General features: G+C 42.6%; 22 protein-coding genes. 14 read left to right on the forward strand and 8 right to left on the reverse strand.

Annotated elements, in window-relative coordinates:
* Positions 1-86 precede the first annotated feature (86 nt).
* From BCU84_RS07980 to BCU84_RS07990, 3 genes are all read left to right on the forward strand, one after another.
* Positions 87-1,880 carry a long-chain fatty acid--CoA ligase gene (locus tag BCU84_RS07980; protein ID WP_102527559.1) on the forward strand — a complete coding sequence of 598 codons (1,794 nt, stop codon included), beginning with the start codon at positions 87-89 and terminating at the stop codon, positions 1,878-1,880.
* Positions 1,881-2,030: 150 nt separating this feature from the next.
* Entirely contained in the window at positions 2,031-2,819 is a 789-nt protein-coding gene (locus tag BCU84_RS07985; protein WP_102527560.1) for an Mbeg1-like protein, read from the forward strand.
* A gap of 104 nt (positions 2,820-2,923) precedes the next feature.
* Entirely contained in the window at positions 2,924-3,334 is a 411-nt protein-coding gene (locus tag BCU84_RS07990) for a thioesterase family protein (RefSeq protein WP_102527561.1), read from the forward strand.
* A 76-nt stretch (positions 3,335-3,410) separates the two neighbouring features.
* Here the strand turns inward: BCU84_RS07990 and BCU84_RS07995 are convergent, their stop codons facing one another.
* Positions 3,411-3,842, reverse strand: a complete 432-nt coding sequence (locus BCU84_RS07995) for a thioesterase family protein (RefSeq protein WP_102527562.1) — start codon at positions 3,840-3,842, stop codon at positions 3,411-3,413.
* 153 nt (positions 3,843-3,995) lie between these two features.
* Between BCU84_RS07995 and BCU84_RS08000 the strand changes: the two genes are divergently transcribed.
* Both BCU84_RS08000 and BCU84_RS08005 read left to right on the forward strand, forming a co-directional pair.
* Positions 3,996-5,243, forward strand: coding sequence for a hypothetical protein (locus BCU84_RS08000; protein ID WP_102527563.1), 1,248 nt, complete (start codon positions 3,996-3,998; stop codon positions 5,241-5,243).
* Entirely contained in the window at positions 5,240-6,223 is a 984-nt protein-coding gene (locus BCU84_RS08005; RefSeq protein WP_102527564.1) for a Solitary outer membrane autotransporter beta-barrel domain, read from the forward strand. Before BCU84_RS08000 ends, BCU84_RS08005 begins: the two co-directional genes overlap by 4 nt.
* 126 nt (positions 6,224-6,349) lie before the next feature.
* Here the strand turns inward: BCU84_RS08005 and mtnC are convergent, their stop codons facing one another.
* The gene (mtnC, locus tag BCU84_RS08010; RefSeq protein WP_102527565.1) at positions 6,350-7,033 is read right to left on the reverse strand and encodes an acireductone synthase; all 684 of its coding nucleotides are present in this window, start codon (positions 7,031-7,033) and stop codon (positions 6,350-6,352) included.
* A gap of 205 nt (positions 7,034-7,238) precedes the next feature.
* Here mtnC and BCU84_RS08015 point away from each other — a divergent pair, with 205 nt between their 5' ends.
* A complete protein-coding gene (locus BCU84_RS08015; protein WP_102527566.1) occupies positions 7,239-7,682 on the forward strand; it encodes a cytidine/deoxycytidylate deaminase family protein in 444 nt (147 codons plus the stop codon).
* Positions 7,683-7,793: 111 nt separating this feature from the next.
* Here BCU84_RS08015 and hutI read toward each other — a convergent pair whose 3' ends face one another.
* Positions 7,794-9,020: an imidazolonepropionase gene (gene hutI / locus BCU84_RS08020; RefSeq protein WP_102527567.1), complete on the reverse strand. Its 1,227-nt coding sequence runs from the start codon at positions 9,018-9,020 to the stop codon at positions 7,794-7,796.
* Positions 9,021-9,237: 217 nt separating this feature from the next.
* Here hutI and hutC point away from each other — a divergent pair, with 217 nt between their 5' ends.
* The 3 genes from hutC to hutH all read left to right on the forward strand — a co-directional run bounded on the left by hutC (position 9,238) and on the right by hutH (position 13,231).
* The gene (gene hutC / locus BCU84_RS08025) at positions 9,238-9,945 is read left to right on the forward strand and encodes a histidine utilization repressor (RefSeq protein ID WP_102527568.1); all 708 of its coding nucleotides are present in this window, start codon (positions 9,238-9,240) and stop codon (positions 9,943-9,945) included.
* Positions 9,946-10,013: 68 nt separating this feature from the next.
* On the forward strand, positions 10,014-11,687 hold the full coding sequence (hutU, locus tag BCU84_RS08030) for a urocanate hydratase (RefSeq protein ID WP_102527569.1): 1,674 nt from the start codon (positions 10,014-10,016) through the stop codon (positions 11,685-11,687).
* Complete coding sequence (gene hutH / locus BCU84_RS08035; RefSeq protein ID WP_102527570.1) at positions 11,687-13,231, forward strand: histidine ammonia-lyase; 1,545 nt, start codon at positions 11,687-11,689, stop codon at positions 13,229-13,231. The genes hutU and hutH overlap by 1 nt, the downstream gene beginning before the upstream one ends.
* Positions 13,232-13,334: 103 nt before the next feature.
* Here hutH and BCU84_RS08040 read toward each other — a convergent pair whose 3' ends face one another.
* The gene (locus BCU84_RS08040; protein WP_102527571.1) at positions 13,335-13,877 is read right to left on the reverse strand and encodes a TonB-dependent receptor; all 543 of its coding nucleotides are present in this window, start codon (positions 13,875-13,877) and stop codon (positions 13,335-13,337) included.
* Between the two features lie 231 nt (positions 13,878-14,108).
* On the opposite strand from BCU84_RS08040, the gene BCU84_RS08045 reads away from it, so the two are divergent.
* Entirely contained in the window at positions 14,109-15,377 is a 1,269-nt protein-coding gene (locus tag BCU84_RS08045; protein ID WP_102527572.1) for a mechanosensitive ion channel domain-containing protein, read from the forward strand.
* Between the two features lie 59 nt (positions 15,378-15,436).
* Here BCU84_RS08045 and BCU84_RS08050 read toward each other — a convergent pair whose 3' ends face one another.
* Positions 15,437-16,009: a lysophospholipid acyltransferase family protein gene (locus BCU84_RS08050; protein ID WP_102527573.1), complete on the reverse strand. Its 573-nt coding sequence runs from the start codon at positions 16,007-16,009 to the stop codon at positions 15,437-15,439.
* Positions 16,010-16,675: 666 nt separating this feature from the next.
* Here BCU84_RS08050 and BCU84_RS20970 point away from each other — a divergent pair.
* On the forward strand, positions 16,676-17,098 hold the full coding sequence (locus tag BCU84_RS20970) for an SgcJ/EcaC family oxidoreductase (RefSeq protein WP_229370270.1): 423 nt from the start codon (positions 16,676-16,678) through the stop codon (positions 17,096-17,098).
* A gap of 26 nt (positions 17,099-17,124) precedes the next feature.
* On the opposite strand, the gene BCU84_RS08060 is transcribed toward BCU84_RS20970, so the two are convergent.
* The gene (locus BCU84_RS08060; protein WP_102527574.1) at positions 17,125-17,916 is read right to left on the reverse strand and encodes an NRDE family protein; all 792 of its coding nucleotides are present in this window, start codon (positions 17,914-17,916) and stop codon (positions 17,125-17,127) included.
* A 189-nt stretch (positions 17,917-18,105) separates the two neighbouring features.
* Positions 18,106-19,656, reverse strand: coding sequence for a metal transporter (locus BCU84_RS08065; protein ID WP_102527575.1), 1,551 nt, complete (start codon positions 19,654-19,656; stop codon positions 18,106-18,108).
* Between the two features lie 225 nt (positions 19,657-19,881).
* On the opposite strand from BCU84_RS08065, the gene BCU84_RS08070 reads away from it, so the two are divergent.
* Positions 19,882-20,475 (forward strand): YhgN family NAAT transporter, encoded by a 594-nt coding sequence (locus BCU84_RS08070; RefSeq protein WP_102527576.1) that lies wholly within the window; start codon positions 19,882-19,884, stop codon positions 20,473-20,475.
* Between the two features lie 84 nt (positions 20,476-20,559).
* On the opposite strand, the gene BCU84_RS08075 is transcribed toward BCU84_RS08070, so the two are convergent.
* Positions 20,560-21,141, reverse strand: a complete 582-nt coding sequence (locus tag BCU84_RS08075; protein WP_102527577.1) for a chorismate lyase — start codon at positions 21,139-21,141, stop codon at positions 20,560-20,562.
* A gap of 78 nt (positions 21,142-21,219) precedes the next feature.
* Between BCU84_RS08075 and BCU84_RS08080 the strand changes: the two genes are divergently transcribed.
* A complete protein-coding gene (locus BCU84_RS08080; RefSeq protein ID WP_102527578.1) occupies positions 21,220-21,621 on the forward strand; it encodes a flagellar basal body-associated protein FliL in 402 nt (133 codons plus the stop codon).
* Complete coding sequence (rlmF, locus tag BCU84_RS08085; RefSeq protein ID WP_102527579.1) at positions 21,621-22,760, forward strand: 23S rRNA (adenine(1618)-N(6))-methyltransferase RlmF; 1,140 nt, start codon at positions 21,621-21,623, stop codon at positions 22,758-22,760. Before BCU84_RS08080 ends, rlmF begins: the two co-directional genes overlap by 1 nt.
* Positions 22,761-22,823: the final 63 nt, after the last annotated feature.

A 22,823-nucleotide genomic window follows, 5' to 3' on the forward strand; every position in this document is an offset into this window, starting at 1 on the left:
TTTAGACTAAAAACTCTTATTTTTATGGGAGGCATACAGTAGAATGCCAAAAAGCGGAACACTTGTAAGCTAAAAGGTAATTATTAATGTCTCTCGAAAAATTTCATATAGTCAGACTTCTGCAAGAGCAAAGTAAAGCGCTAGAAGATAACATTGCACTCGAAGGATTTGAGATGGCAGCTCCTTGGAACAAAGTTTCATGGAGTCAGTTTGATACTATTACTAATAAAGTGGCACAACTGTTAATCGACTTTGGTTTAGCTGTTCAAGATAAAGTGGTAATTGTGGCGCAAAATAGCCCACAGTGGAGCTGCGCTGACATTGGTGCGCTAAAAGCACGTACTGTTGTGGTACCTGTTTATCCAACTAGCCCAATGGAACAAGCAGTTTTTATCGTTAATGATGCTCGCGCTAAAGTGATTTTTGCCGGTGACGAAAGCCAATATGCCACAGCTTGTAAGATCCAAGCTCAATGTCCTACTGTTGAACACATTGTGGTGTTTGATAGCCAAGTAAAATTAGCCTCAGATGAACATTTTCATTTCGATGACATCTTAATTGCTGAGACAACGCCAGTAAGTGCAACCGAGCTAGAGTCTCGTTTATCGCAAACCAACCTTGATGACTTACTTACCCTTATCTACACATCTGGCACCACGGGCGATCCTAAAGGCGTCATGCTTGATTATCGTAATATTGCGTCAATGGTAGAGCAGCATGATGATGAAATTGCTTTTAAAGCGGGTGATGTATCGCTTGCTTTCTTGCCATTAAGCCATGTGTTTGAACGCGGTTGGAGCTTCTATGTTCTATGCCGTGGTGGTCATAATGTTTATTTAAGTGACACTAACCGTGTAAAAGAAGCCATTGCAGAAGTACGCCCGCACACCTTATGTGTCGTACCGCGCTTTTTAGAAAAAGTGTATAGCGCCGTGCATGATAAAGTCAGTACAGCACCAGCGATCCGCCAGAAGCTATTTAATTGGGCTATTGGTGTGGGTTCGCGTCAATTTGAAGTGACTCAAGGGCGCAAACGACCAAGCACACGTTTATCATTGCAGTGGAAATTAGCCAACAAGCTGGTATTCAGCAAATTACAAAATGTATTAGGTGGCCGCCTTAAGTTTATGCCGGTAGGCGGCGCGGCGTTAGACGTGAATGTTGGTGGTTTCTTCCATAGTATTGGCGTACCAATCTTGTGTGGTTACGGCATGACTGAAACTTGTGCAACAGTCACCTGTAATACCTTAGATAACCGAGTATCGGGTTCTAACGGTAAACCATTACATGCGATGGAAGTGAAAATTGGCAGTAATAATGAGATTTTAGTTCGCGGCGAAACGGTGATGCGTGGTTATTACAATCGTCCAGAAGATACCGCTGAAGCATTCGAAGATGGCTGGTTAAAAACCGGCGATGCAGGCATGTTAGATGCCGAAGGTAATCTATATATTACTGATCGCATTAAAGAGTTGATGAAAACATCAAATGGTAAATACATTGCGCCGCAGCGTGTTGAAGGTAAAGTCAGTTGTTGTCCGTTCATTGAACAAGTCGCGATTGTGGCTGACGCGCGTAACTATGTATCAGCGCTAATTGTCCCCGCGTTCGAGTCACTAGAATCTTGGGCAAAAGAGCATGAGATTAAGTTTGAAAATCCAATGGAATTATTGCGCCACAGCCAAGTTGTTGAGCACTTTGAACAACGTTTAAAAGAGCTACAACACGAATTAGCAGGCTTTGAAAAAATTAAAAAATTCACCTTACTGCCTGAAGCATTTTCAATGGAATCAGGGTTAATTACCCCCACGATGAAGCTGCGCCGTAAGAAGATTTACTCTAAGTATGATCGTGAAATTAATGCGATGTACGCTAAGTAATTTTTTCTGAGCATATTATAAAGGACGCATTAGCGTCCTTTTTTGTGTCTGTTGTTTTTGTCTCAATTATTTTTGTATAAATGATCATCACATAAGTGTCATAAAAGCCGACTATTCTCTGGTTAGTTTATTCCTGTGAATATGTAACTTTTGAAAAAACTTAAACGCTATCAATACGAACGTTATGCCGTGTTATGTAAGGTCACTTACCGTGCTGACTTTGAGCCAGAAAAGCTCGGGTTTTCTAGGGGTAATTATCGTGAAATTGCCAATCGCTGGGGCAATATATGCGCCCGAGTTATGTGGCGTGATAATAAAAAAGAAGTGCTGGTGGTATTTCGTGGTTCGCAAACTATGAACGAATGGCTACTCAATTGTCAGTGCTGGCCGAAAGCGAAGCAGTTTAAAGGGTGTCGTTACAATGTGCATTCTGGCTATGACTACTTATTGGAGCAAAGTACTAACCCGATAGCACCGCATTATGAGGCTGATATTAGTCTTTTCACTCAGTTACAAATGATCCTCAACCCGTTGATTCTGGCTGGTAAGCGTATTTCACTAACTGGCCACTCATCAGGTGGCTCAATGGCAATATTAGCCGCAGATAGATTAGAGCGATTATACCCAAACTCAATTAAGCGGGTGGTGACTTTTGGCCAACCATCACCAGGGTTTAAAAGCTTTCAAAAAGCGTATTTATTACATCGACGTACTTATCGTATTTGCTGTGATATTGATGTGGTGACTTTTTTGCCACCACTGCCAGGTATTTACTTTCATGTGGGGAAAATGCTGTGGCTGCATAACGAACGGATTTATGAAAACATATCGCCGGTAAAGCGATTCTTATTAAGTTTTTTTAGTTGGATAGTGTCGCCTTTTGCCTTTCATTACATGCACAAATACATCCGTAATAAAGACTTCTTTGATGACATTTGAGCTTGAAAAATCAGAATAGGGTGACTCACTTTTAAAGCTGTCATACACTGCCTGCGGTTTTATTTATCATTACTGAACGCACATAATAAAAATAAGAGGCTTGTATGTCAGATAATCAATTCAGTTTAAATCTCACGCCACGATTTTGTGAAACCGATGCATTAGGGCATATCAATAATACGGTGATCCCTGTGTGGTTTGAGGCGGCGCGCGATCCAGTGTTTGATATTGTGAACCCAGGACAAGATTTGTCGAAGTGGAACATGATTATTGCAGGCTTTAATATTGTCTTTAATGCACCAACCTTTTATGGCGCAGAAGTGACGGTTAAAACCTATATCAGCCGTGTGGGCAACAGTAGTTTTGAGATTGCACAAAGCTGCTGGCAGAATGGGCGTCAAACCGCAGAAGCCAAAACGACGATGGTGCATTACAACTATCAAACTGAAAAAAGTCAGCCGATGTCTGATGAAGTAAAAGCGCAACTTGCTGCACTGACCGGTGAGATTGAGTAGATTATAGAGGTAGGTTTCTTACCTTTTTAAAGCCCTGTATTTTGAATACACAAAATACAGGGCTTTTTTTGAGTGGCTATTCGGCTACTTTATGCTGTTCCAGCGCTGCGAGTAGTTCAGGTGTTAGCTTGGCTTTTTGGCCTGTCTTAAAATTAAACATCACCACATTGGCGGTGCCTGAGGTCGTAACAGCTTGTTGGGCTTTACTGAAAATTCGGTAATGCATGATAAAGCGGTCTTCTTTTACGTCACTAATATTGACGCTGACTAATAATGTATCAGGGAACGTCACTGGTCGTTTATAGCGCGCGTGGGTTTCACTTAACACAGGGCCTACAGCGGTTTCTTTAAGATCGGCCATCATGTTTATCTGGCTAAAAAAATCGATCCGAGCGGTTTCAAAGTAGCGAAAATACACCACATTATTGACGTGATTGAGTGCGTCCATTTCACCCCATGCCACTGGAATTTCGGTAATAATCGCATGCTGCTGAATAAACTGGTCCATATAAATCTTGCTCCCTAATAAAGTTAAACGCTTGTTTGATTTTTATTCAGGTTAACAGGCAAAACCTAGTTCAACAAGCATGGAATGCTTTGCTATCAATTGGGCAATATGTTTTGATAATGTTAAACCACTATTTGCTATGGAATGCGTCGTTTGAACTCTTTTAACTACCCACGATTACAGCAGTTACTTTATCGCCCCGTTGAGAGTGTATCGGCCTTGCCTCGAGTGATACTCAGTTATATTAAGACCATCATCGGTAAGCTGACCGTGGCGCAAAAGTTGTATTTCATCGCCTTTCTTTTGATGTTTACCACTGATGGAGTGACGATGGTGGGGATCATTGCCATGATTGCAATGATGATTGAGTTTTGGCCATTGTTTACTAAAACTTGGCATAGCTTAGCGGGTAAAGCATTTCTGCTGTTGTTTTACGCCATTATTGCTAACTTTTCGTTGGTGTGGGCAGCCTCTGTAGTTAATGAAGTTTCAGGCGTTGATGCAGATCATTTAACCTATACCCACAATCTCGTTATTCTGCTTTATATGCCGGTATGGTTCGTACTGGTTAGCGGAGTGGCTTTAATGTTGCTGCAAGCCGTCATCCCAATTTACTTTGTATTGATGCCACTACTTAACTTGCTTGGCGTTAAATCAATACGTTTTACTAATAGTGAGCATTACCGAAAACGCACTATATTGCTGCGAATGATATTGGCTTACGTGGTGTTAGCTAACCTGTATTTATTAAGTGATATTGAGAACACCTTTGAAACCAGTGATCCCAGAGCCAAAATGATCAAATTGTTAGAAGAGGAAACGGGTGAAAAAACTGAAGATATTGAAGCTAGTTTGCAGAAGCTCTCAGCCGTCGGTGCGAAAATTGCCGAAGCTAATGCAGAGACTAAGACTGAGGCAGAACCTAAGGCAGAGACTGAGACAATTTTAGCTGTTGTGAACTTAGAAAACCTTAGCTCTACTGAGTCAATGCCAGCGCCTGAACCTGTGACTTCGAGTGTTAGCGAAGTGACTCCTCCAGATATCGCCGCGAGTACTCAAAAGGTGATTGAGGATGCCGTTCAACAATCTATTAAACAAGTACAACAAAACGAGGTTACACGTTTGGATGTGGGGGCGGATGAAGCGGCTGAGCGACGTTACGATATTATTCGAGAGAGTTATCGCTTGATGGTAAGAATGACGATTGCCAATTTTATCTATTATTTTGAGGGTAACCAGTATTCTCGTTGTGAATCTGAACCCAATAGTAAAGTGGTTGAACTCAATGACTATGAGATCTTACAAGTATTGCCCACGGCAAAAGATGAAAGCCGATATGGGTATTCATTTGATGTGAAAGCATGCGTGTCACCGGCTTTTCCTGCTAAAGAGGAGTCATGATCCGTAATAGCATCTTTATCGGCTTATCTATGTTGCTGGCAAAGGCTTCAATGTCGGCACCTGTAATTGAACAAAGTATCAGCGATATTGCTAAAGGTAATATTGCTTCAGCTATCGTGTTATCTGATGCAAGTTTAATCTCACTGGGCGTAGTCAATTTTGACCCTAACAATATTGTCAGTCTTGACCGATTCGATGCAGGATCAGAGACTTCAATACAGCGTAGAAAAGAGCTTAGCGTCTATTCGATCCCCTGGGAAAGTGACTGGCAGGGTAAAGAAGATGAATGGCAGCGAGCGACATTTGCAAAATTTTCTTATATCAATTCTAAGCAATCATTACAGCTATCAGACGATATAACACTGGTTGATAAACTTAATGAGAAAAGTTATTTACTGTTTGCTGAGCAGCGCTGGAAGTATCTGCTATCAGACAAATGGTGGTTACAATTAGCCGTGGGTGCGCATTTGATTCGCTATGAAAATGACTTTGACTATCGCAGCGATTTTGGTGATTTTCAAGATGAGTTAGATGGCAGCTTGTTTAATACCTCATATGCAGCTTGGATGCTCGACCCTACCATTGAGTTGCATTATCAAGATACGCTGTGGGGTAATAAGTGGCAATTCATCAGCCGTTATAACTATGCTTTTGGGCAACTGTTTGACACCGATTCTCCCCAGCAAGATGGCTCGCCTAATGTCGGTCGTTTCAGTAATGCTTTTATTTTTCATTACGCACTTCCGCCAATGATGAACCTGCGCAATGAAATGCGTTTTTTATTCAAACGCATAGATTTAACGGGTGATGCAGTGGCAACAATGAACACAAATCACTATTACGAAACCGGTCTAGGCTGGATAGTTGAAACCCCTTCATTGTCATCTTGGCTGACCAATGTAGGAATTGGCGTCACGGTCAATATTGATAGTGCCCTAAGTGGTGGCAGTGTGGTGCTACTGTTTAATGAGGATATTTAGCTGTGTTAAAGCGTCACTCTAGTTTTAGTTCTAGATTTAGTTCTAGTTCTAGATGTCACTGCCGACGTTACAACAGGCAATAAAAAACGGCCACAGAGGCCGTTTTTTATATTATGACAGACATCTTTATGCGTCGATATCTAATCCTGAGAAGTCACTGATTTGCGCAAATTTAGCGGTTTTTTGATTATCAAAACGTACCATTTGGCGAGTATGTAATCCTGCCGCTTCTGCCGCTTTTAATTCTTCAACAACATCAGAAACGAATAGCACTTGTTTAGGGCTTAAGCTGATGGTGTTTAAGATATTACAGTAAGCTTGCTTATCTAATTTGTTACCCGTACGCGTATCGAAATGACCACTAAATTTAGGGGTTAAATCACCCGCATCACTATGGCTGAAAAGCATTTTTTGTGCTTCAGCAGAGCCAGACGAGAAGCTATAGATTCGCATGTTAGCGGCTTCAAATCGTGGGATAGCGTCGATGAAATCTGGGTAGATATGACCGGTGAACTCGCCAGATGCATAACCTTGTTTCCAAATAAGACCTTGAAGGGTTTTAAGTGGCGTTGCTTTGCGGTCTTCATCAATCCATTGCGCAAGGATTTCTGTGACGCGTTCAACAGAGGCGTCTTGTTCTAGTGCAAGGTCGCGTACGTCACTAATACAGTATTCAACCAATGGGTTGTGCTGATTCTTATTCAGAAAGTCGCCCATGGCTTTTTTTGAATAAGGAAATAGTACATCGTGAATAAAATCTAGATCAGTCGTGGTGCCAGCTGTATCTACGATAATCGCTCTAATACCCATAGTGTCTACGTACTCCAATCCTTAAATTTGCTTGTTCAAGATCCTAAGCTTTATTGGGTCTGATGGCTAGTCAAATTGGTGTCTAGAATAGCAGTTATCTTCAAATCAATGATATTCCATGTATTTAGCTGCCAATACGGTGAAGTTTAGGTATTATGAATAGACACATAACAGGTGTTTTATTTCAACTTTTGAGGCTGTCACTATGATTTCAAAATGGGCAAAACGATTTTTTCAGATGGCTGAGCTAGTTGGATCATGGAGTAAAGATCCATCAACGCAAGTTGGCGCGGTGATCACTAAGCATAACCGTATTGTTTCAGTCGGTTTTAACGGTTATCCACACGGGATTTCTGATAGTGCTGAAACCGATGACCGTGAAATGAAATTACTGAAAACATTACATGCAGAAGAAAATGCCATTTTGTTCGCCAAGCGTGATTTAGGTGACTGTGATATCTGGGTGACGCATTTTCCTTGTCCTAATTGCGCTGCAAAAATTATTCAAACTGGGATCACTGGTGTTTATTGCCCTGAGCAAAGTGAAGATTTTCTTTCTCGTTGGGGTGACAAAATTAAAGTCAGCCAAGATATGTTCTTGCAAGCGGGTGTGAAGGTGAACTGGCTTCCAGTGAGTGAACTTGAATAAAGGCTGTTTTTTCAATCGACAGCTTTAGTCATTAGAATCGCAAATTATGCCGACATAACTAAGTAAAAAAGTTTGTCGGCTTTTTTGTGTTGAAATTAGGCTCGGTTCGCATTATTGATGAACTAACACGCCATTTTTAACCACATCTTTGCATGGGTTAACGCCGTATGAGTAAGCAAGTTGCGCAGGGGTAGTGATATCCCACAAGCAAAAGTCAGCCTGCATGCCTTGGGCTAAAACACCGACCTTTTCTTCTATTCCCAGCGCTTTTGCTGCGTTTGCGGTAATACCTTTGAGTGCTTCTTCAGGGGTTAACCTAAACAGTGTACAGGCCATATTAAGCATTAATAGAGTTGAGCAAATTGGTGATGAACCTGGGTTAAAGTCACTGGCCACCACAATAGGCACTTGATGTTTGCGCAGCAACTCAATCGGTGGCATCTGAGTTTCACGTAAGAAGTAATAGGCACCAGGCAGTAATGTGGCACAAGTGCCACTGGCCGCGAGTGCTTTAACTCCGTCTTCATCAAGGTATTCGATGTGATCGACAGATTTAGCGCCAAGCTTAGCGGCTAACGCAGAGCCGCCCATATTGGATAACTGCTCAGCATGGAGTTTGATATCCAGTCCAGCTTGTTGAGCTGCGGTAAGTACTTTTTCTGTTTGGGCTAAATTAAAGGCAATATTCTCACAAAATACGTCTGCAGCATCAGCAAGACCTTGCTCAATAACCTTTGGCAGCATGTCATTGACGACCAAATCCACATAGCCCTCAACATCGTCTTTGTACTCTGGTGGAATTGCATGAGCGCCAAGGAAAGTGGTTTTGACATCTACATGATGATTACGGCCAAGCTCGCGAGCCACTTTTAGCAGTTTGACCTCGGTTTCAGTATCTAGGCCATAACCTGATTTGATTTCAACGGTCGTAACACCTTCTTTGGCTAGGGCATTTAAGCGTTGACGGCCAAGCTCGAATAACTCTGCTTCTTCAGCTTTTCGACAAGCGTTAACCGTTGATATGATGCCGCCGCCAGCGCGGGCGATATCTTCATAACTTGCCCCTTCAAGGCGCATTTCAAATTCATTGGCGCGACTACCAGCAAACACTAAGTGGGTGTGAGCATCAATAAGACCTGGGGTTATCCATCCGCCTCTGCCGCGGTATACCGGCATCGAAAACACATCGAAATCAGGCAATTCTTTTCGAGGCCCAAGCCATGCAATTTTGCCATCTTTAACTGCAATAGCGGCATCGGTAATGGCACCGTAAGCGGCTGAATTGTTTGGATCCATTGTAGCTAAATTAACGTCTATCCAAACATGATCCCACGACATGGCAACTCCAGCATTAGCAATAAATTGAAAGAATAATAGCAAAACAATACTTGTTTTTACTTGTATATACAAGGTAAGGTTGGTGCTGAGTTTTTAGCCATTAAGTGGCTTTCATCACCCATTATTCCATGATATCGGTGTTGTTTGCAGCAATAAAGCCCTGATGACAATAGACCTAATAACCACGATTGACCTGATAACCAGATTGGATAACACGATGGCATTAGCAAAATTTGAGCAAATCAAGCAGCACATTTTAGCCCATATTGAGTCGGGCGAATGGAAAGAAAATGATCGAGTGCCATCAGAAAACCAGTTAACTGAATTAATGGACTGTAGCCGTATGACCGCCCGCAGAGCATTAACTGAGTTAGTTGCATCCGGTGTGTTAGAAAGAAGCCAAGGTCTAGGTACCTTTGTCGCTGGGCTGAAGTCTCAATCATCGCTGCTGAATATTCGTAATATTGCCGATGAAATTAAAGAGCGCGGCCATGGCTATAGCGTTAAACAGTTAGCCTTGTCGCAAGTTCGCGCAGAAGGTGCGGTGGCGATCTCGCTGGGCTTAGAAGAAGGTAGCCCTGTGTTTTATTCTGTGTTGGTGCATTGCGAACAAGAGCAACCCCTGCAGGTAGAAGAGCGTTATGTGAACCCACAAATGATCCCTGATTATTTACAGCAAGATTTTAATCAACTGACGCCCCATGAGTATTTATCTCGAGTTGCGCCTTTAACTGAGGCTCGTCATACCGTAGAAGCCGTGATTGCCAATGAGCAAACCCAGCAGCTGCTTGCCATTACTGCAGCTGAACCTTGTTTACAAATTATACGTCGCACCTGGTCTCGTAAAGGTGTGGTGAGTTTTGCCCGTTTAACCCATCCAGGTAGCAAATTTAGCCTAGGTGGTCATTTAACTTTTAGTCAGTAAATTAATAATAAAGCCAAATCGTTAGCGCAGTCAGTGCGAAACGATTGAAGATAATTGAAGGAAGTACAATGAATAACAGACACGACCCTAGTCGCAATATTATTGCGCCTCATGGCACTACGCTCGCATGTAAAAGCTGGCTAACAGAAGCTGCCATGCGCATGTTAATGAATAACCTTCATCCTGATGTCGCCGAGCGCCCTGAAGACTTAGTCGTATACGGTGGTATCGGCCGCGCAGCTCGTGATTGGCAGTGTTATGACAAGATCATTGAAGTGCTTCAACGTCTTGAAGACGATGAAACCTTATTAGTGCAGTCAGGTAAACCAGTTGGCGTGTTTAAAACCCATAGCAATGCCCCGCGCGTGATTATCGCAAACTCAAACCTAGTGCCGCATTGGGCTAACTGGGAACATTTTAATGAGCTCGATAAAAAAGGCCTGGCCATGTATGGCCAAATGACCGCAGGTTCATGGATTTATATTGGTACCCAAGGCATTGTTCAGGGTACTTACGAAACTTTCGTTGCCATGGCAAAACAACATTTTGAAGGCAGTGCTGCAGGTAAGTGGATTTTAACAGGCGGCCTTGGTGGCATGGGTGGTGCACAGCCTCTTGCTGGCACTATGGCTGGTTACTCAGTACTGGCATGTGAAGTCGACGAAACCCGCATCGATTTTCGCTTACGTACTCGTTATGTCGACAAAAAAGCCACTTCACTGGATGAAGCATTAGCCATGATTGAGCAAGCGAATGCATCAGGTACTCCTGTCTCTGTCGGATTACTGGGTAATGCTGCGGATATTTTTGCTGAGTTAGTTGAGCGTGGTGTAACGCCTGATGTAGTAACCGATCAAACTTCGGCACACGATCCGTTAAACGGCTATTTACCTCAAGGTTGGACGTTAGCCCAAGCTGCTGAAATGCGTCTAAAAGATGAAGCGGCAGTGGTTAAAGCAGCGAAGCAATCAATGGCGGTACAAGTCAAAGCCATGTTAGCGCTGCAAGCAGCAGGTGCGGCAACAACCGATTACGGCAATAACATTCGTCAGATGGCTCTTGAGGAAGGCGTAGAAAACGCGTTTGATTTCCCTGGCTTTGTTCCTGCTTACGTGCGTCCATTATTCTGTGAAGGAATTGGTCCTTTCCGCTGGGTAGCATTATCGGGTGACCCAGAAGATATTTATAAAACTGATGCCAAGGTAAAAGAGCTTATTCCTGATAACCCGCATTTACATAATTGGCTTGATATGGCCCGCGAACGTATTGAGTTCCAAGGCTTACCTGCTCGTATTTGTTGGGTCGGACTGAAAGACCGTGCTCGTTTAGCGTTAGCATTTAACGAAATGGTCAAGAATGGCGAACTATCGGCGCCGATCGTGATTGGTCGTGACCATTTAGATTCTGGCTCTGTTGCCAGTCCAAACCGTGAAACTGAATCTATGCTTGATGGTTCAGATGCAGTGTCTGATTGGCCATTAATGAATGCGTTATTAAATACGGCAAGTGGCGCGACATGGGTGTCGTTACATCATGGCGGTGGTGTTGGTATGGGCTTTAGTCAGCATTCTGGTGTGGTGATTGTGGCTGATGGTAGCGATGATGCAGCTGAGCGTTTAGGTCGAGTTTTATGGAATGATCCTGCCACTGGTGTCATGCGCCATGCTGATGCTGGATACGATATTGCGATTGACTGCGCTGAAGAGCAAGGTCTTGATTTACCGATGCAAGGAGTCAAGTAATGACTGCAACACAACATAGATTATTGCTGAGTCCTGGCACGTTATCATTAGCCCAGCTGCGTAAAATTAGCCGCAGTGCTGTCCATGTAACACTCGCTGAAGAAGCGAAAGCTGATATTAATACGAGTGCAGGTTTAGTGCAGCAAGTACTTGATGAAGGCCGCACAGTGTATGGTATTAATACCGGTTTCGGCTTATTGGCGAACACCAAAATTGCGCCTGAAGATTTACAGCTGCTGCAGCGCTCAATTGTATTGTCCCATGCCGCGGGCATTGGCCAATACATGCAAGATGCAACCGTACGATTAATGATGGTGTTAAAAATTAACTCGTTAAGCCGTGGTTTTTCAGGTATTCGCATAGAGGTGATTAACTTCCTTATTCAATTGGTAAATGCAGGAGTTTATCCGTGTATTCCTGAAAAGGGCTCAGTGGGTGCATCTGGTGATTTAGCGCCCCTGTCACACATGTGTTTGCCGTTATTGGGCGAAGGTGAAATGAGCTATCAAGGGCAAATTATCACTGCAGCAGAAGGACTGGAAATTGCAGGTCTTGAGCCGATTGAATTAGCGGCCAAAGAAGGCTTAGCATTATTGAATGGCACGCAAGCGTCAACAGCTTTAGCCCTTGAAGGTTTATTTCATGCAGAAGACTTATTTGCGGCGAGTTCGGTCATTGGTGCAATGAGTGTTGAAGCGGCAATGGGCAGTCGTAGTCCGTTTGATGCACGTATTCATGCGGCACGAGGTCAAAAAGGTCAGATTGATTCTGCCGCGATTTTCCGTAACTTATTGGGTGATGAATCTGAAATCAGTGCCAGTCACGTGGATTGTGAAAAGGTACAAGATCCTTATTCATTGCGTTGTCAGCCACAGGTATTAGGTGCGTGTTTAACTCAAATTCGCCATGCTGCTGAGGTATTAGGTGTCGAATCAAATGGCGTGACGGATAACCCATTAGTCTTCCAAGACACTGGTGATATTATTTCAGGTGGTAATTTCCATGCTGAGCCAGTGGCAATGGCGGCAGATAATTTAGCGATTGCGATTGCTGAGTTAGGCTCAATTGCTGAGCGCCGCATTGCGCTATTAATCGATTCTAGTTTATCTAAACTGCCACCCTTTTTAGTGGAAAATGGCGGGGTTAACTCAGGGTTTATGATTGCGCAAGTGACAGCGGCTGCATTGGCATCTGAAAACAAAACTTATGCTCACCCAGCTTCAGTAGACAGCTTACCGACTTCAGCAAACCAAGAAGACCATGTTTCGATGGCCACGTTTGCAGCGCGCCGTTTACGCGATATGTCGGAAAATACCCGAGGTGTGTTAGCGGTTGAGCTACTTGCTGCTGCACAGGGGCTGGATTTCCGTAAGCCATTAGCGCCAAGTGATGCGGTTGCTAGTGCTAAAGCTGAGTTACGTGAAGTGGTGGCTTATTATGATAAAGATCGCTTCTTTGCACCTGACATTGAGAACGCGACAGACTTACTTTATACCGCGAGCTTTAATCGCTATTTACCTGCTGGAATGTTAGCGAGCTTTTAATTTTTCGCTTATCGTTCAAAGCGAAGAATCAAGCATTAAAAAAGGACCTTAGGGTCCTTTTTTATGTTTAACATTGCTTGCAGATCATCAAGTCTCAATCTGCTTACATGGTTACACCAATAGAGAAAATGGCAGCATCAGCACTCGTATCGTAACCAGCACCAATAACAAAGCCTTTGGTGACGTTATATCTCACGCCAAACTCAGCTCCCCATTCTTTGTTGCGGCTGCGTTCCCACACAGGCTCACCGCCGACAATGAAAGGCACAATATTATCAGTGGTGTTTTCTTCATAAATGTAGGCTGTTGCGCCACCATAGACACTTAAGTCTTGGGTTAGGCTGTAACTTAGACCGAAGCGCCACATGTATTCTTTAGCATAACCTTCGCCAGGCTCAGGCACATCAAGATCGTATTTATCGCCCCAAGCATAACCAATGTAATAGCCCCAATCGGCATAATCTGGGTCGAAATGTTTTGCAGCAATCGTGACACCAAACATATCACCACGGCTATCAACATAATCTACCAGCAAGGCTACTGACGGAGTGTATTGTTGACCTTCTTCTGTCGTGTTTGCTTGAGCTTGTTGGCTAAAAGCAACTAAGCTAATAGAGAATGTAATGGCAAGCCAGATTTTTTTCATGAATACCTCTACCTGATTGGATGGCGCTATTGTTAGGGTTTGCCAATCAGAGGTCAATATTTGCCCGTATTTTTGCGGCCGATATCGTTGAATAGGCCATTAGTGTTAACAATTTGTTTTATGTCAGTGGAAAGCTTACTGATGTTTTGTCATATATTTGATTGCCATCGTTTCAAAGCAGAAATATGATATGTTAGCCAATGATTTTTTGGTCATTAAGGAATGAAAGTAGTGGATAACGAGTTACGCGCAGATATTGCCCAGTGGTTACTGGAAGCAGGGGTGAATAGTCAGCCTTCCGATAGCGTGGCGACATCAATTCTATTGTTTGTCAGCTTTTTAGTCGCAACGATTGCTTACTACATTACTAAAAAAGTCTTTGTTAAGGCGGTTAATGCTGTTATTCGCAAATCTGCAGTGACCTGGGATGACATCTTCATGCGCTATGGCGTGCTTGAAAAGTTAGCCTTGTTAGTACCTGCATTTATCCTCGACCTATTCGTACCTATCGTGTTGACCCATCAGGATTTATTAGGTGTCATACTTGATCGCGGTTTAAGCGTACTGGTGGTAATTTTTATTATTCGTGCGATTTATGCAGGTCTTGATGCCTTAAATGAAATTGCCGATGTAAAGCTTATTAGCCGTCGCTTGCCTGTAAAAAGTTTTGTGCAGCTGTTTAAACTGTTCTTATTTTTCATTGGCGTCATTATTTCGGTTTCAGTGCTTGCTGATCAGTCACCCGTCTATTTCTTAAGTGGTTTAGGTGTGGCGACGGGTTTAGTCATGTTGGTGTTTAGAGATACGATTCTAGGCTTTGTTGCGGGTATTCAGCTTGCGGCCAACCGCATGGTGAGTAAAGGCGATTGGATCCAAATGGATAAATACGGCGCAGATGGCGCAGTAGATGAGGTGTCGCTGAATACCGTAAAAGTACGTAATTGGGATAATACCATTACGATGATCCCAGCTTATGCGTTGGTATCAGATGCATTTAAAAACTGGCGTGGCATGTCTGAAAAAGGTGGTCGTCGTATCAAGCGCGCAATTAATCTTGATGTGAATAGTATTCATTTTTTATCTGAACAAGAAATAGAACGATTATCAAAAGTGAATTACCTCAAAGATTACTTTCCTAAAGTCGTATCAGAAATCAATCACTCAAATGAGCAGGTTAATGATTTTGATATGCCAGTGAATGGTCGTCGCTTAACGAATGTAGGCACCTTTAGAGCTTACTTAGATGCGTATCTTCGCCATAATAATAAGCTTCATAAAGACATGACTTTAATGGTGCGCCAGCTTGCGCCAACCACTGAAGGTTTACCTATTGAATTGTATGTCTTCACTAACGATACACGTTGGGCATTTTATGAAGGGATCCAAGCTGATATCTTTGACCATATCTTTGCCATCCTGCCTGAGTTTGGTTTAAAAGCATTTCAAAACCCAACGGGTAACGATATTCGCAGTATTAAACCTGACACTAAAGTGCATTAGCACTTTAGTTATTAGCTGTTTGATTAAAGTGACAGAAACAAAAGCCGAATTAACCTTGTCTAGTTCGGCTTTTGTGTTTTTGAAGGCTGATAATCAGGGATCACCTTAGGGTGATGTCCCGTTATACCGCGAAAAAAATCCAGTATCTGATTCATGTCCGCTGACATATCATCACTGGTATCCATTGGCTTATTGAGCACTATCGATTTACGTGAAAAGTCCAGTCCCACAGTAATAATGGGCACCTTCGCTTTTACCGCAATATGGTAAAATCCTGTTTTCCAACGGGTAACCGCACTGCGTGTTCCTTCAGGGGCTAATGCTAGTTTGTATTGATTATCGGCTTCAAAATGCTGCACTGCTGCATCGACCATGTTGTTATTCTTACGGCGATCAACAGGGCTGCCACCGAGCCATTTGAAGAACCAGCCCCAAGGTGGAATAAACAATTGGTGTTTACCTAAGAAATGGATGTTTATCCCCAGCGCAGATCGCGCAATGATTCCGATAATAAAATCCCAATTACTGGTATGCGGGCCAACGACCATAATGAACTGGCCATCATGAGGCGCGCTCCCCTCAAACTGCCAACCACATATTGTGAGTAGCGATAAACTAATTTTGCGAAACATGGACTATTTTCCAGTTTATTTGTATCTGATACGCTAGAATCTAACGATAAGATAATGAAATATTTTACGAATATTATTTGGGTTATGATTTGTTTACCAAACAATACCGGCCTGATTACAGTGTCGATTGAGTCGGTAAAATGCCAGATTACAAACCCATTTTAAGCGTCAATGCTGTGATAGTTAACTAACCTATCGTATTCATTGTCGTAATACAAAAGGACTAATTCTTTTTTTCTTCTGGAGAAATCAAGCATATCCAATCAGCGAGGAGAGTGTGTGAAGCACCTTACAATAATCAGTAGCAGCGTTTTTTGTGTGCTGTTTTCAATGGTGAGTATCGCGACTGAAAAAGTCTCGATGGACACCTTACCGGCTGCAGAAAATAACACGGCAGTTCAAACAGTAGCAGAAGCTGACACGGTTACTGAAACATCGACTGAGCAAGTTCTCAAATCAGTACCATTAAAGCCAACAACCACTGAAAAAGTGCAAGTGGGCTCAATTAAAGCTGTAGATATTGCTGAGACAAAAACTGCTGTAGAAGACGCTGTTACAGACATCAGTGAAGTGATACCTGATGAACCGGCTAATGTGGCTGATAATGATGACAAGCCAAAGCAGCCTGAAGCTTTTACACCAGTAACCCCCGTTGCTGCTGTTGATATAAACCCAGAAGATGCTGCACCTATTTCTTTAGATGAAGTGAATTCAGACAGTGCAATTCCGACGGATCGCATTCGCTCTGTTATTTCTAACCAAGAAAAAGCCTGGAATAGCGGTGATATTGACGCTTACATGCAAGGTTACTGGAAAAGCGACAAGCTGCGTTTTGTGTCTAATGGTAAGTACAACTATGGCTGGGATTCAATATTAGCCAGTTACAAGCGTAGCTATCCAACCTCTGCCAGAATGGGCAAGCTCAACTTTAAAGTGCGAGAAATTAAAATGCTCAGTAACTATGCGGCACTCGTCGTTGGGCGCTGGACATTAGAACGCGCTAAGGACAAACCAAGTGGTGTGTTTACCTTATTGATTGAACGTATTGATGATAAGTGGGTTATTACTCATGATCATTCATCAGACTAGCGGTTTATTTTATCAAAATGGGCAAGCTATTCAGTGCTTATACTGAATCGTTGTTGCCCTAGATTTCTGGATTTACCGTCGTAACGTACTTCGGTAAATTCAATATTACCTTTACTGTCCTGCATCACCACGCTGGTGGAACGAGTGCCATATTCTGGGTGCTTAATAAATATCGCTGAAAGTAATCTTTCCCACTCAAGATCAATACCAGTGTTTGGCAAACCGGTGTCATCTGCCTCAGATTCATCGCGCATGAATGATAGCATTTGTGCTATATCTGGCTCGTCATGGCTCAATACATGTTGCTCTAACGCCTGTTGCCCTTTAGCCATTTTCGGCCAAACATCGTCTAACGCGCCATTACTGACCGCATGAAATCCTTTGCTCAATGGTAAATTTTCCGCTGTAGCGCTATTAAAACACCATAGCTGGTTATCTTGCTGATAAACCAGATTAAATGGGCTGTAGTTGTCACTATGCTGATGCAACCATTGTTGATTCAATAAGCCGTCACCCGATAGGGCTTTAAGCACTAACTCGCCACGACTACGCATGCCTTCATGTTCAGATTGGAGGCGTATATTGGTTAAGGCTGAAAATTGCCCGAGTTTATTGACGCCTAGCCAAGTGCCACCTGCTTGTAAGTCTTTGCCTGCTAGGATTTGAGCGGCTGAGGATGTGGCTTGGTTAGTTGAACTGGCAGCAATTGGCCAAAAGTGAGCAGGTTCAGTAGGGCGGTGATGAAACTCATCGCGATTAGCACAAACAATCAAAGGCCATTTGGGATGCATGTCGACAGCGATAAATAAAATGCACATAAGCTCTACCTAAAGAAGATGATAAAACATCATAACCTAAAATTTACAGGTGAAGCATTAGTAAAGCAGTATGGGTGAATTAAACGGATTAAATTAAGACGTTACCGTTATATCCTGCTGCGCGATTGTCGCAGCAAGCGCTACGACAATGCTTGGTTAGAATAAGCTGAGACTGAGTATGGCATAAGTTTAGTGATGATGACCGTGATTGTGCTCATGGCCGTCTTTATGACTGTGATCATGACTGTGGCTGTTAAACTTAATCAGCAAACGACTGAGGAATTTTCTTGGGCCTAAACGCAATAAGCTGGCGCTAAAGATTAACCCTACTACCACAGCAGCAGTAATGTTGATGCTATCTGGCAAGGTTAATAATTGGTGCCAATCGACAAGATAGTGATGTGCAAATAACAAAGCTACAACTAACACTGTCGATAAAGCGGCGCGCATTCCCCAACTCATCAGTTTAAGCTGACTAATACTGAGTACAGGCGCAGCGATTAAGGCAAACGCAACAGCCACATTACTCCAGCCGCTATAGGCTAGTGAAAGGGCTAATACCGCAGCACCTAGATTACAGAAACGCATTGGTAAAAATACCGCCAGCAGAATCAATACTTGCAGCGCTGGGTGCTCAAGGTGTATCGAAGGGTGACCAATTAAATTCGCCAAAATAAGGCTTAAAGCAATCCAAGGGGCACTTCTATCTACCAAGTGTGCAAAACCAAAACGCCATGCTGATTGCGGTAGGTTTTCATGGGGATCAGTAAGCTCAACGTTACCTAAACTCAGTAATGTACCAATAACCAATAAGCCAATGGCTTGATATATTGCAAACCATGGACCGAGTAATAATAGGGTAATTATCAATGCTTCAGGGCCCGCTAAACGTTGTAGCCAGCGACTAGCTAACCCTTCGTTTAAAGGCGATAAACCCGCTTTAAATCGTGCCGTTGCGATCAAATAGCTTAGAATCAGAATCGGTGAGATTGTGAGTAACCAAGTCATAAATTGATCTGAGCCGTGGCTATGGTGGTTATGACCACCTGTATCAACAAGTAATAACAATGCTAGTAATCCAACACCCAGTAAGCTGCCAATACCCGCTTGATATTGGTAACGACCCTGGACATCATCATTTTGATTGCCATGGGGTTGATGTAGCACCACATGCAAAATAGAACCAGTAACAAATGCTTGGAGGTAAACAGTATTGTCGATGCTTAAATGCTGTAGTAGTTGCTCACCGGCAAAATAACCCACAGAGGTTAATGCCATCATTGCCACAAGCACTGCACTAGCCCACTTTGTGCCTACTTGCGGCTTTAACAACCACCAAATAGCCACACCAACAGGCAGTCGATGCATGATGACTCCAAGAGCAAGTAAAGTTGAATTACCTTCCTGCTGAGCCAGTACCATTGCACCGCCATCAGTAATGGTATGCAGCAATAAACCACCAATCCCTAGGGTCAAGGTGACGTTATGAGTGATTTCAGAATATCGATGAAATAGTCGTTCGCTTGCTGTAGGCCCCCAAAGGCCAAGCACGACAAATAATAATGTGAGGATCCCGCCGTGCTCGAGCAGTTCAGGCAAAATATGAATAAGCACTAGCCCGCCTAAAGAGACGAAGATAAATCCGTCCAAGCCTTTTTGTAGCCCACTTCCCGATGAGAAGTAGCGATAAAAAAGTGGTCCGAATAAAAGTGCAATACAACTAGCGACAAGATAGAGCATGGAATCCAAAAGAATCAAAGAGACGAAAAAAACAATCAAGTATATCCTAGTATTTCATTTAACTTAATACTTGCTTAGCTTGATTATTCATCATCTTTAGAATTTACACGGTAAACATCCACGAAAACCGACAAATATAAACAAATCTTACTGTTCATACCTCCAAAACAGCCTCATTAAGTATACAATGGCGCTTCTTTGTTAATTAATAATAGAATATTTGTAATGGACATATTTTCAGCTGCTGTGATGCTATTTTTGATCATGGATCCTTTAGGGAATTTACCGATTTTCGCCTCAATTTTGCGACATATCGAACCTAAAAAACGTCGTCGCGTGCTTATTCGTGAGTTGTTGATTGCGTTAGCCATCATGCTGCTGTTTTTATTTGCTGGCGAAGCGATACTTAATTTCCTCAATTTACGCCAAGAGTCGGTGAGTATTGCTGGCGGTATTATTTTATTTTTAATTGCGATTAAAATGATATTTCCGCAGCCGGGCGGAGTCGTCGGACTTGCTGCAGGCGAAGAGCCTTTTATTGTACCAATGGCAATCCCACTAATGGCTGGCCCTTCTGTATTGGCGGCATTAATTCTACTTGCCCATAGTGATAGCTCCCGAATGACTGACTGGACTATTGCGTTGCTTGCCGCTTGGGGCGTGAGTGCGGTGATTTTACTATTTTATAAAGTATTCACCCGACTATTGGGCGAAAAAGGACTCACTGCGGTTGAGCGACTGATGGGAATGGTATTGGTGATGATTTCAGTACAAATGTTCTTAGATGGTGTTTCAAGTTATTTGAAAAGCACTGCATAAGCGCTCAACCTTTTAAATAAAGTATGTATACCTAGGCCGCAATTGCGGCCTTTTTTGTATTCAGCGTTAAACTATTTGAGAGGTTTATATATTATGGACTTGAGCAGGCTGATTAATCTTAGCGACAGCAGCTGGTAAGAATATTTCGCTGACGATAATGTCTTGGTTAGCTAAATTGAAATAACGGCGACGCCCCCATAAAGGCGCGTTCACCTCTTGAGATAAGCTGGTGGCCAGTTGGGCTAGCTTACTGCAACTTTCAAATTCAGCGACTTCAATTTTTCCTGGGACAATATCATTACTTGAAAATAGCAATTCACCTAAGGGTCTAGTGCCGAGTGCTTTGAAGTTATGTTGGTGAAAAGTGGTTAATACTTCGGGGATTAATGTCCGTGCAAAAACCCAAGGTTCGCCATCGAGGCATAATAAAACTTCTCGAACCCAAACGCGGTGTTGATGAGGACATTCGCCAGCTAACGGGGTCGTTAGATGCTCCCCAAGTACTTTGACTTCAAAATGTTGGCAACAGCTTCTTAATTTTTGAGTTAAACTGCCTGTGGCAAGTAACCATTCTTTTAGCGCTGTTTTTGGCATAGAATTGAAATTCTCAGGTGAAAACCATTGGATTGATTCACCATAAGGGAAGCTAAGGCTGGTCACTTTCATTCATTACTCGTTACAATGTACACAACGAGTGCAGTTTATCACGACAGAGCTTATATAAATAATGGAGTTTGTTTAACTATGGCAAAGTATGTATACGCAATTTTACTTTCAATGATGTTATCGATGAATGTATATAGTGCCGATGAAAAAACGGTAGAAAACTTTGCTTATTATGGGTTTGAACCTGACATAGTGACGAATTACATTTCAAATCGTAAGAAGTTAGGCTTTGTTAAAATCAGTGTAGAATTGATGGTAAAAGATCCTGATCACCTTTTGCTTATTGAGCATCATGATCCATTGTTACGCTCAGCAATTGTTGAGGTATTAGGTAACCAAGCGGAAGACAAAGTGAAATCATTAACGGGCCGTGAAGACATTCGACGTGAGTGCTACGAAACCGTTAATAGGCTTCTAGAAGAAGAAACTGGGCAACAAATAGTCGTTAATTTATTGTTTACTAAGTACTTATACGATTAATGAAACATAAAAATCAATCGACATCAGCAGACAAAGCATCAAGCAAAGGCACTGCACGTAAATCTAATCTCGATACGAAAAGTGCCAAGCAAACTCAAAAGGTGAATAAACCTTCTCAATCGTCGAAGGTTAAAGTCGCTAAACCGATATCAAAGACCTTACACCCTCGTAATAAGCATAACCAAGGTTATGATTTTGAAGAGCTTATTTCAAAGTGTCCCAAATTGTCCCACTTTGTTAAGCCTAATCCTTATGGCAACTTATCAATCGATTTTTCTGATCCTCAAGCAGTTAAAACATTAAATGCGGCAATCCTAAAAACTGATTATCAGATTGAGCATTGGGATATTCCCCAAGGCTTTTTATGCCCACCTGTTCCAGGTAGAGTTGATTACTTACACTACATTGCGGACTTATTAAGTGACAAAGGCAAAGTGCCGAAAGGTCAGAAAGTCATTGCGTTAGATATTGGTACTGGCGCGAACGGTATTTACCCATTACTTGGGATTCAGTCATACGGTTGGCAATTTGTTGCCAGTGATATTGATCCTATATCGATTGCCAATGTTGCTAGTATTGCTGATAAAAATCAGGCGATTAAAAGAAAGATTTCTTTACGTCAGCAACATAACCCCAATCACATCTTTAGCGGCATCATTGCTGAGAATGAACGCTTTGATATCACATTGTGTAATCCGCCTTTTCATCGCTCTCTCGAAGAGGCAAGCCAAGGTAGTGCAAAGAAAAACGCCAATTTAGCTGCTAACAGAGCAAAGAAGGGGACAGCTAAAGGTGCTGCATCTGGAACTTTAACCACTAAAAAACCAGATAATGCGGTAAGTGGTTTGAACTTCGGTGGCCAAAAAGCCGAGTTATGGTGTGAAGGTGGTGAGCAGCAGTTTTTAGCCAATATGATTACTGAAAGTCAGCAGTTTGCTTCACAGTGCTTGTGGTTTAGTTCGTTAGTGTCTAAATCAGAAAACCTTAAGCCGTGTTATGCCTTGTTAGAGAAACTATCAGCAGATAGTGTCAAAACCATTGAAATGCAACAGGGAAATAAGATTACTCGAGTATTGGTATGGAGCTTTTTAACCAATGCGCAGCGGCTTCAATGGGCAAAATTTAGAAATATGCAATAAAAATGGCTCCTTGTTTAGAGCCATTTTTTAGTAGACTTTTTTGCTAAAACACACTTCTGACTC

This window comes from Shewanella sp. 10N.286.51.B7, from assembly GCF_002873615.1.
GTDB lineage: Bacteria > Pseudomonadota > Gammaproteobacteria > Enterobacterales > Shewanellaceae > Shewanella > Shewanella electrodiphila.

What these genes read in the sequence shown, in the direction of transcription:
- hutC (WP_102527568.1), top strand. Translation starts at nt 9,238, where the DNA reads ATGGCATTAGCAAAATTTGAGCAAATCAAGCAGCACATTTTAGCCCAT.
- mtnC (WP_102527565.1), bottom strand. Translation starts at nt 7,033, where the DNA reads ATGGGTATTAGAGCGATTATCGTAGATACAGCTGGCACCACGACTGAT.
- BCU84_RS08015 (WP_102527566.1), top strand. Translation starts at nt 7,239, where the DNA reads ATGATTTCAAAATGGGCAAAACGATTTTTTCAGATGGCTGAGCTAGTT.
- hutU (WP_102527569.1), top strand. Translation starts at nt 10,014, where the DNA reads ATGAATAACAGACACGACCCTAGTCGCAATATTATTGCGCCTCATGGC.
- BCU84_RS07995 (WP_102527562.1), bottom strand. Translation starts at nt 3,842, where the DNA reads ATGGACCAGTTTATTCAGCAGCATGCGATTATTACCGAAATTCCAGTG.
- BCU84_RS08075 (WP_102527577.1), bottom strand. Translation starts at nt 21,141, where the DNA reads ATGAAAGTGACCAGCCTTAGCTTCCCTTATGGTGAATCAATCCAATGG.
- BCU84_RS08005 (WP_102527564.1), top strand. Translation starts at nt 5,240, where the DNA reads ATGATCCGTAATAGCATCTTTATCGGCTTATCTATGTTGCTGGCAAAG.
- hutI (WP_102527567.1), bottom strand. Translation starts at nt 9,020, where the DNA reads ATGTCGTGGGATCATGTTTGGATAGACGTTAATTTAGCTACAATGGAT.
- BCU84_RS08065 (WP_102527575.1), bottom strand. Translation starts at nt 19,656, where the DNA reads ATGCTCTATCTTGTCGCTAGTTGTATTGCACTTTTATTCGGACCACTT.
- hutH (WP_102527570.1), top strand. Translation starts at nt 11,687, where the DNA reads ATGACTGCAACACAACATAGATTATTGCTGAGTCCTGGCACGTTATCA.
- BCU84_RS08070 (WP_102527576.1), top strand. Translation starts at nt 19,882, where the DNA reads ATGGACATATTTTCAGCTGCTGTGATGCTATTTTTGATCATGGATCCT.
- BCU84_RS08080 (WP_102527578.1), top strand. Translation starts at nt 21,220, where the DNA reads ATGGCAAAGTATGTATACGCAATTTTACTTTCAATGATGTTATCGATG.
- BCU84_RS08040 (WP_102527571.1), bottom strand. Translation starts at nt 13,877, where the DNA reads ATGAAAAAAATCTGGCTTGCCATTACATTCTCTATTAGCTTAGTTGCT.
- BCU84_RS08060 (WP_102527574.1), bottom strand. Translation starts at nt 17,916, where the DNA reads ATGTGCATTTTATTTATCGCTGTCGACATGCATCCCAAATGGCCTTTG.
- BCU84_RS08050 (WP_102527573.1), bottom strand. Translation starts at nt 16,009, where the DNA reads ATGTTTCGCAAAATTAGTTTATCGCTACTCACAATATGTGGTTGGCAG.
- rlmF (WP_102527579.1), top strand. Translation starts at nt 21,621, where the DNA reads ATGAAACATAAAAATCAATCGACATCAGCAGACAAAGCATCAAGCAAA.
- BCU84_RS07990 (WP_102527561.1), top strand. Translation starts at nt 2,924, where the DNA reads ATGTCAGATAATCAATTCAGTTTAAATCTCACGCCACGATTTTGTGAA.
- BCU84_RS07980 (WP_102527559.1), top strand. Translation starts at nt 87, where the DNA reads ATGTCTCTCGAAAAATTTCATATAGTCAGACTTCTGCAAGAGCAAAGT.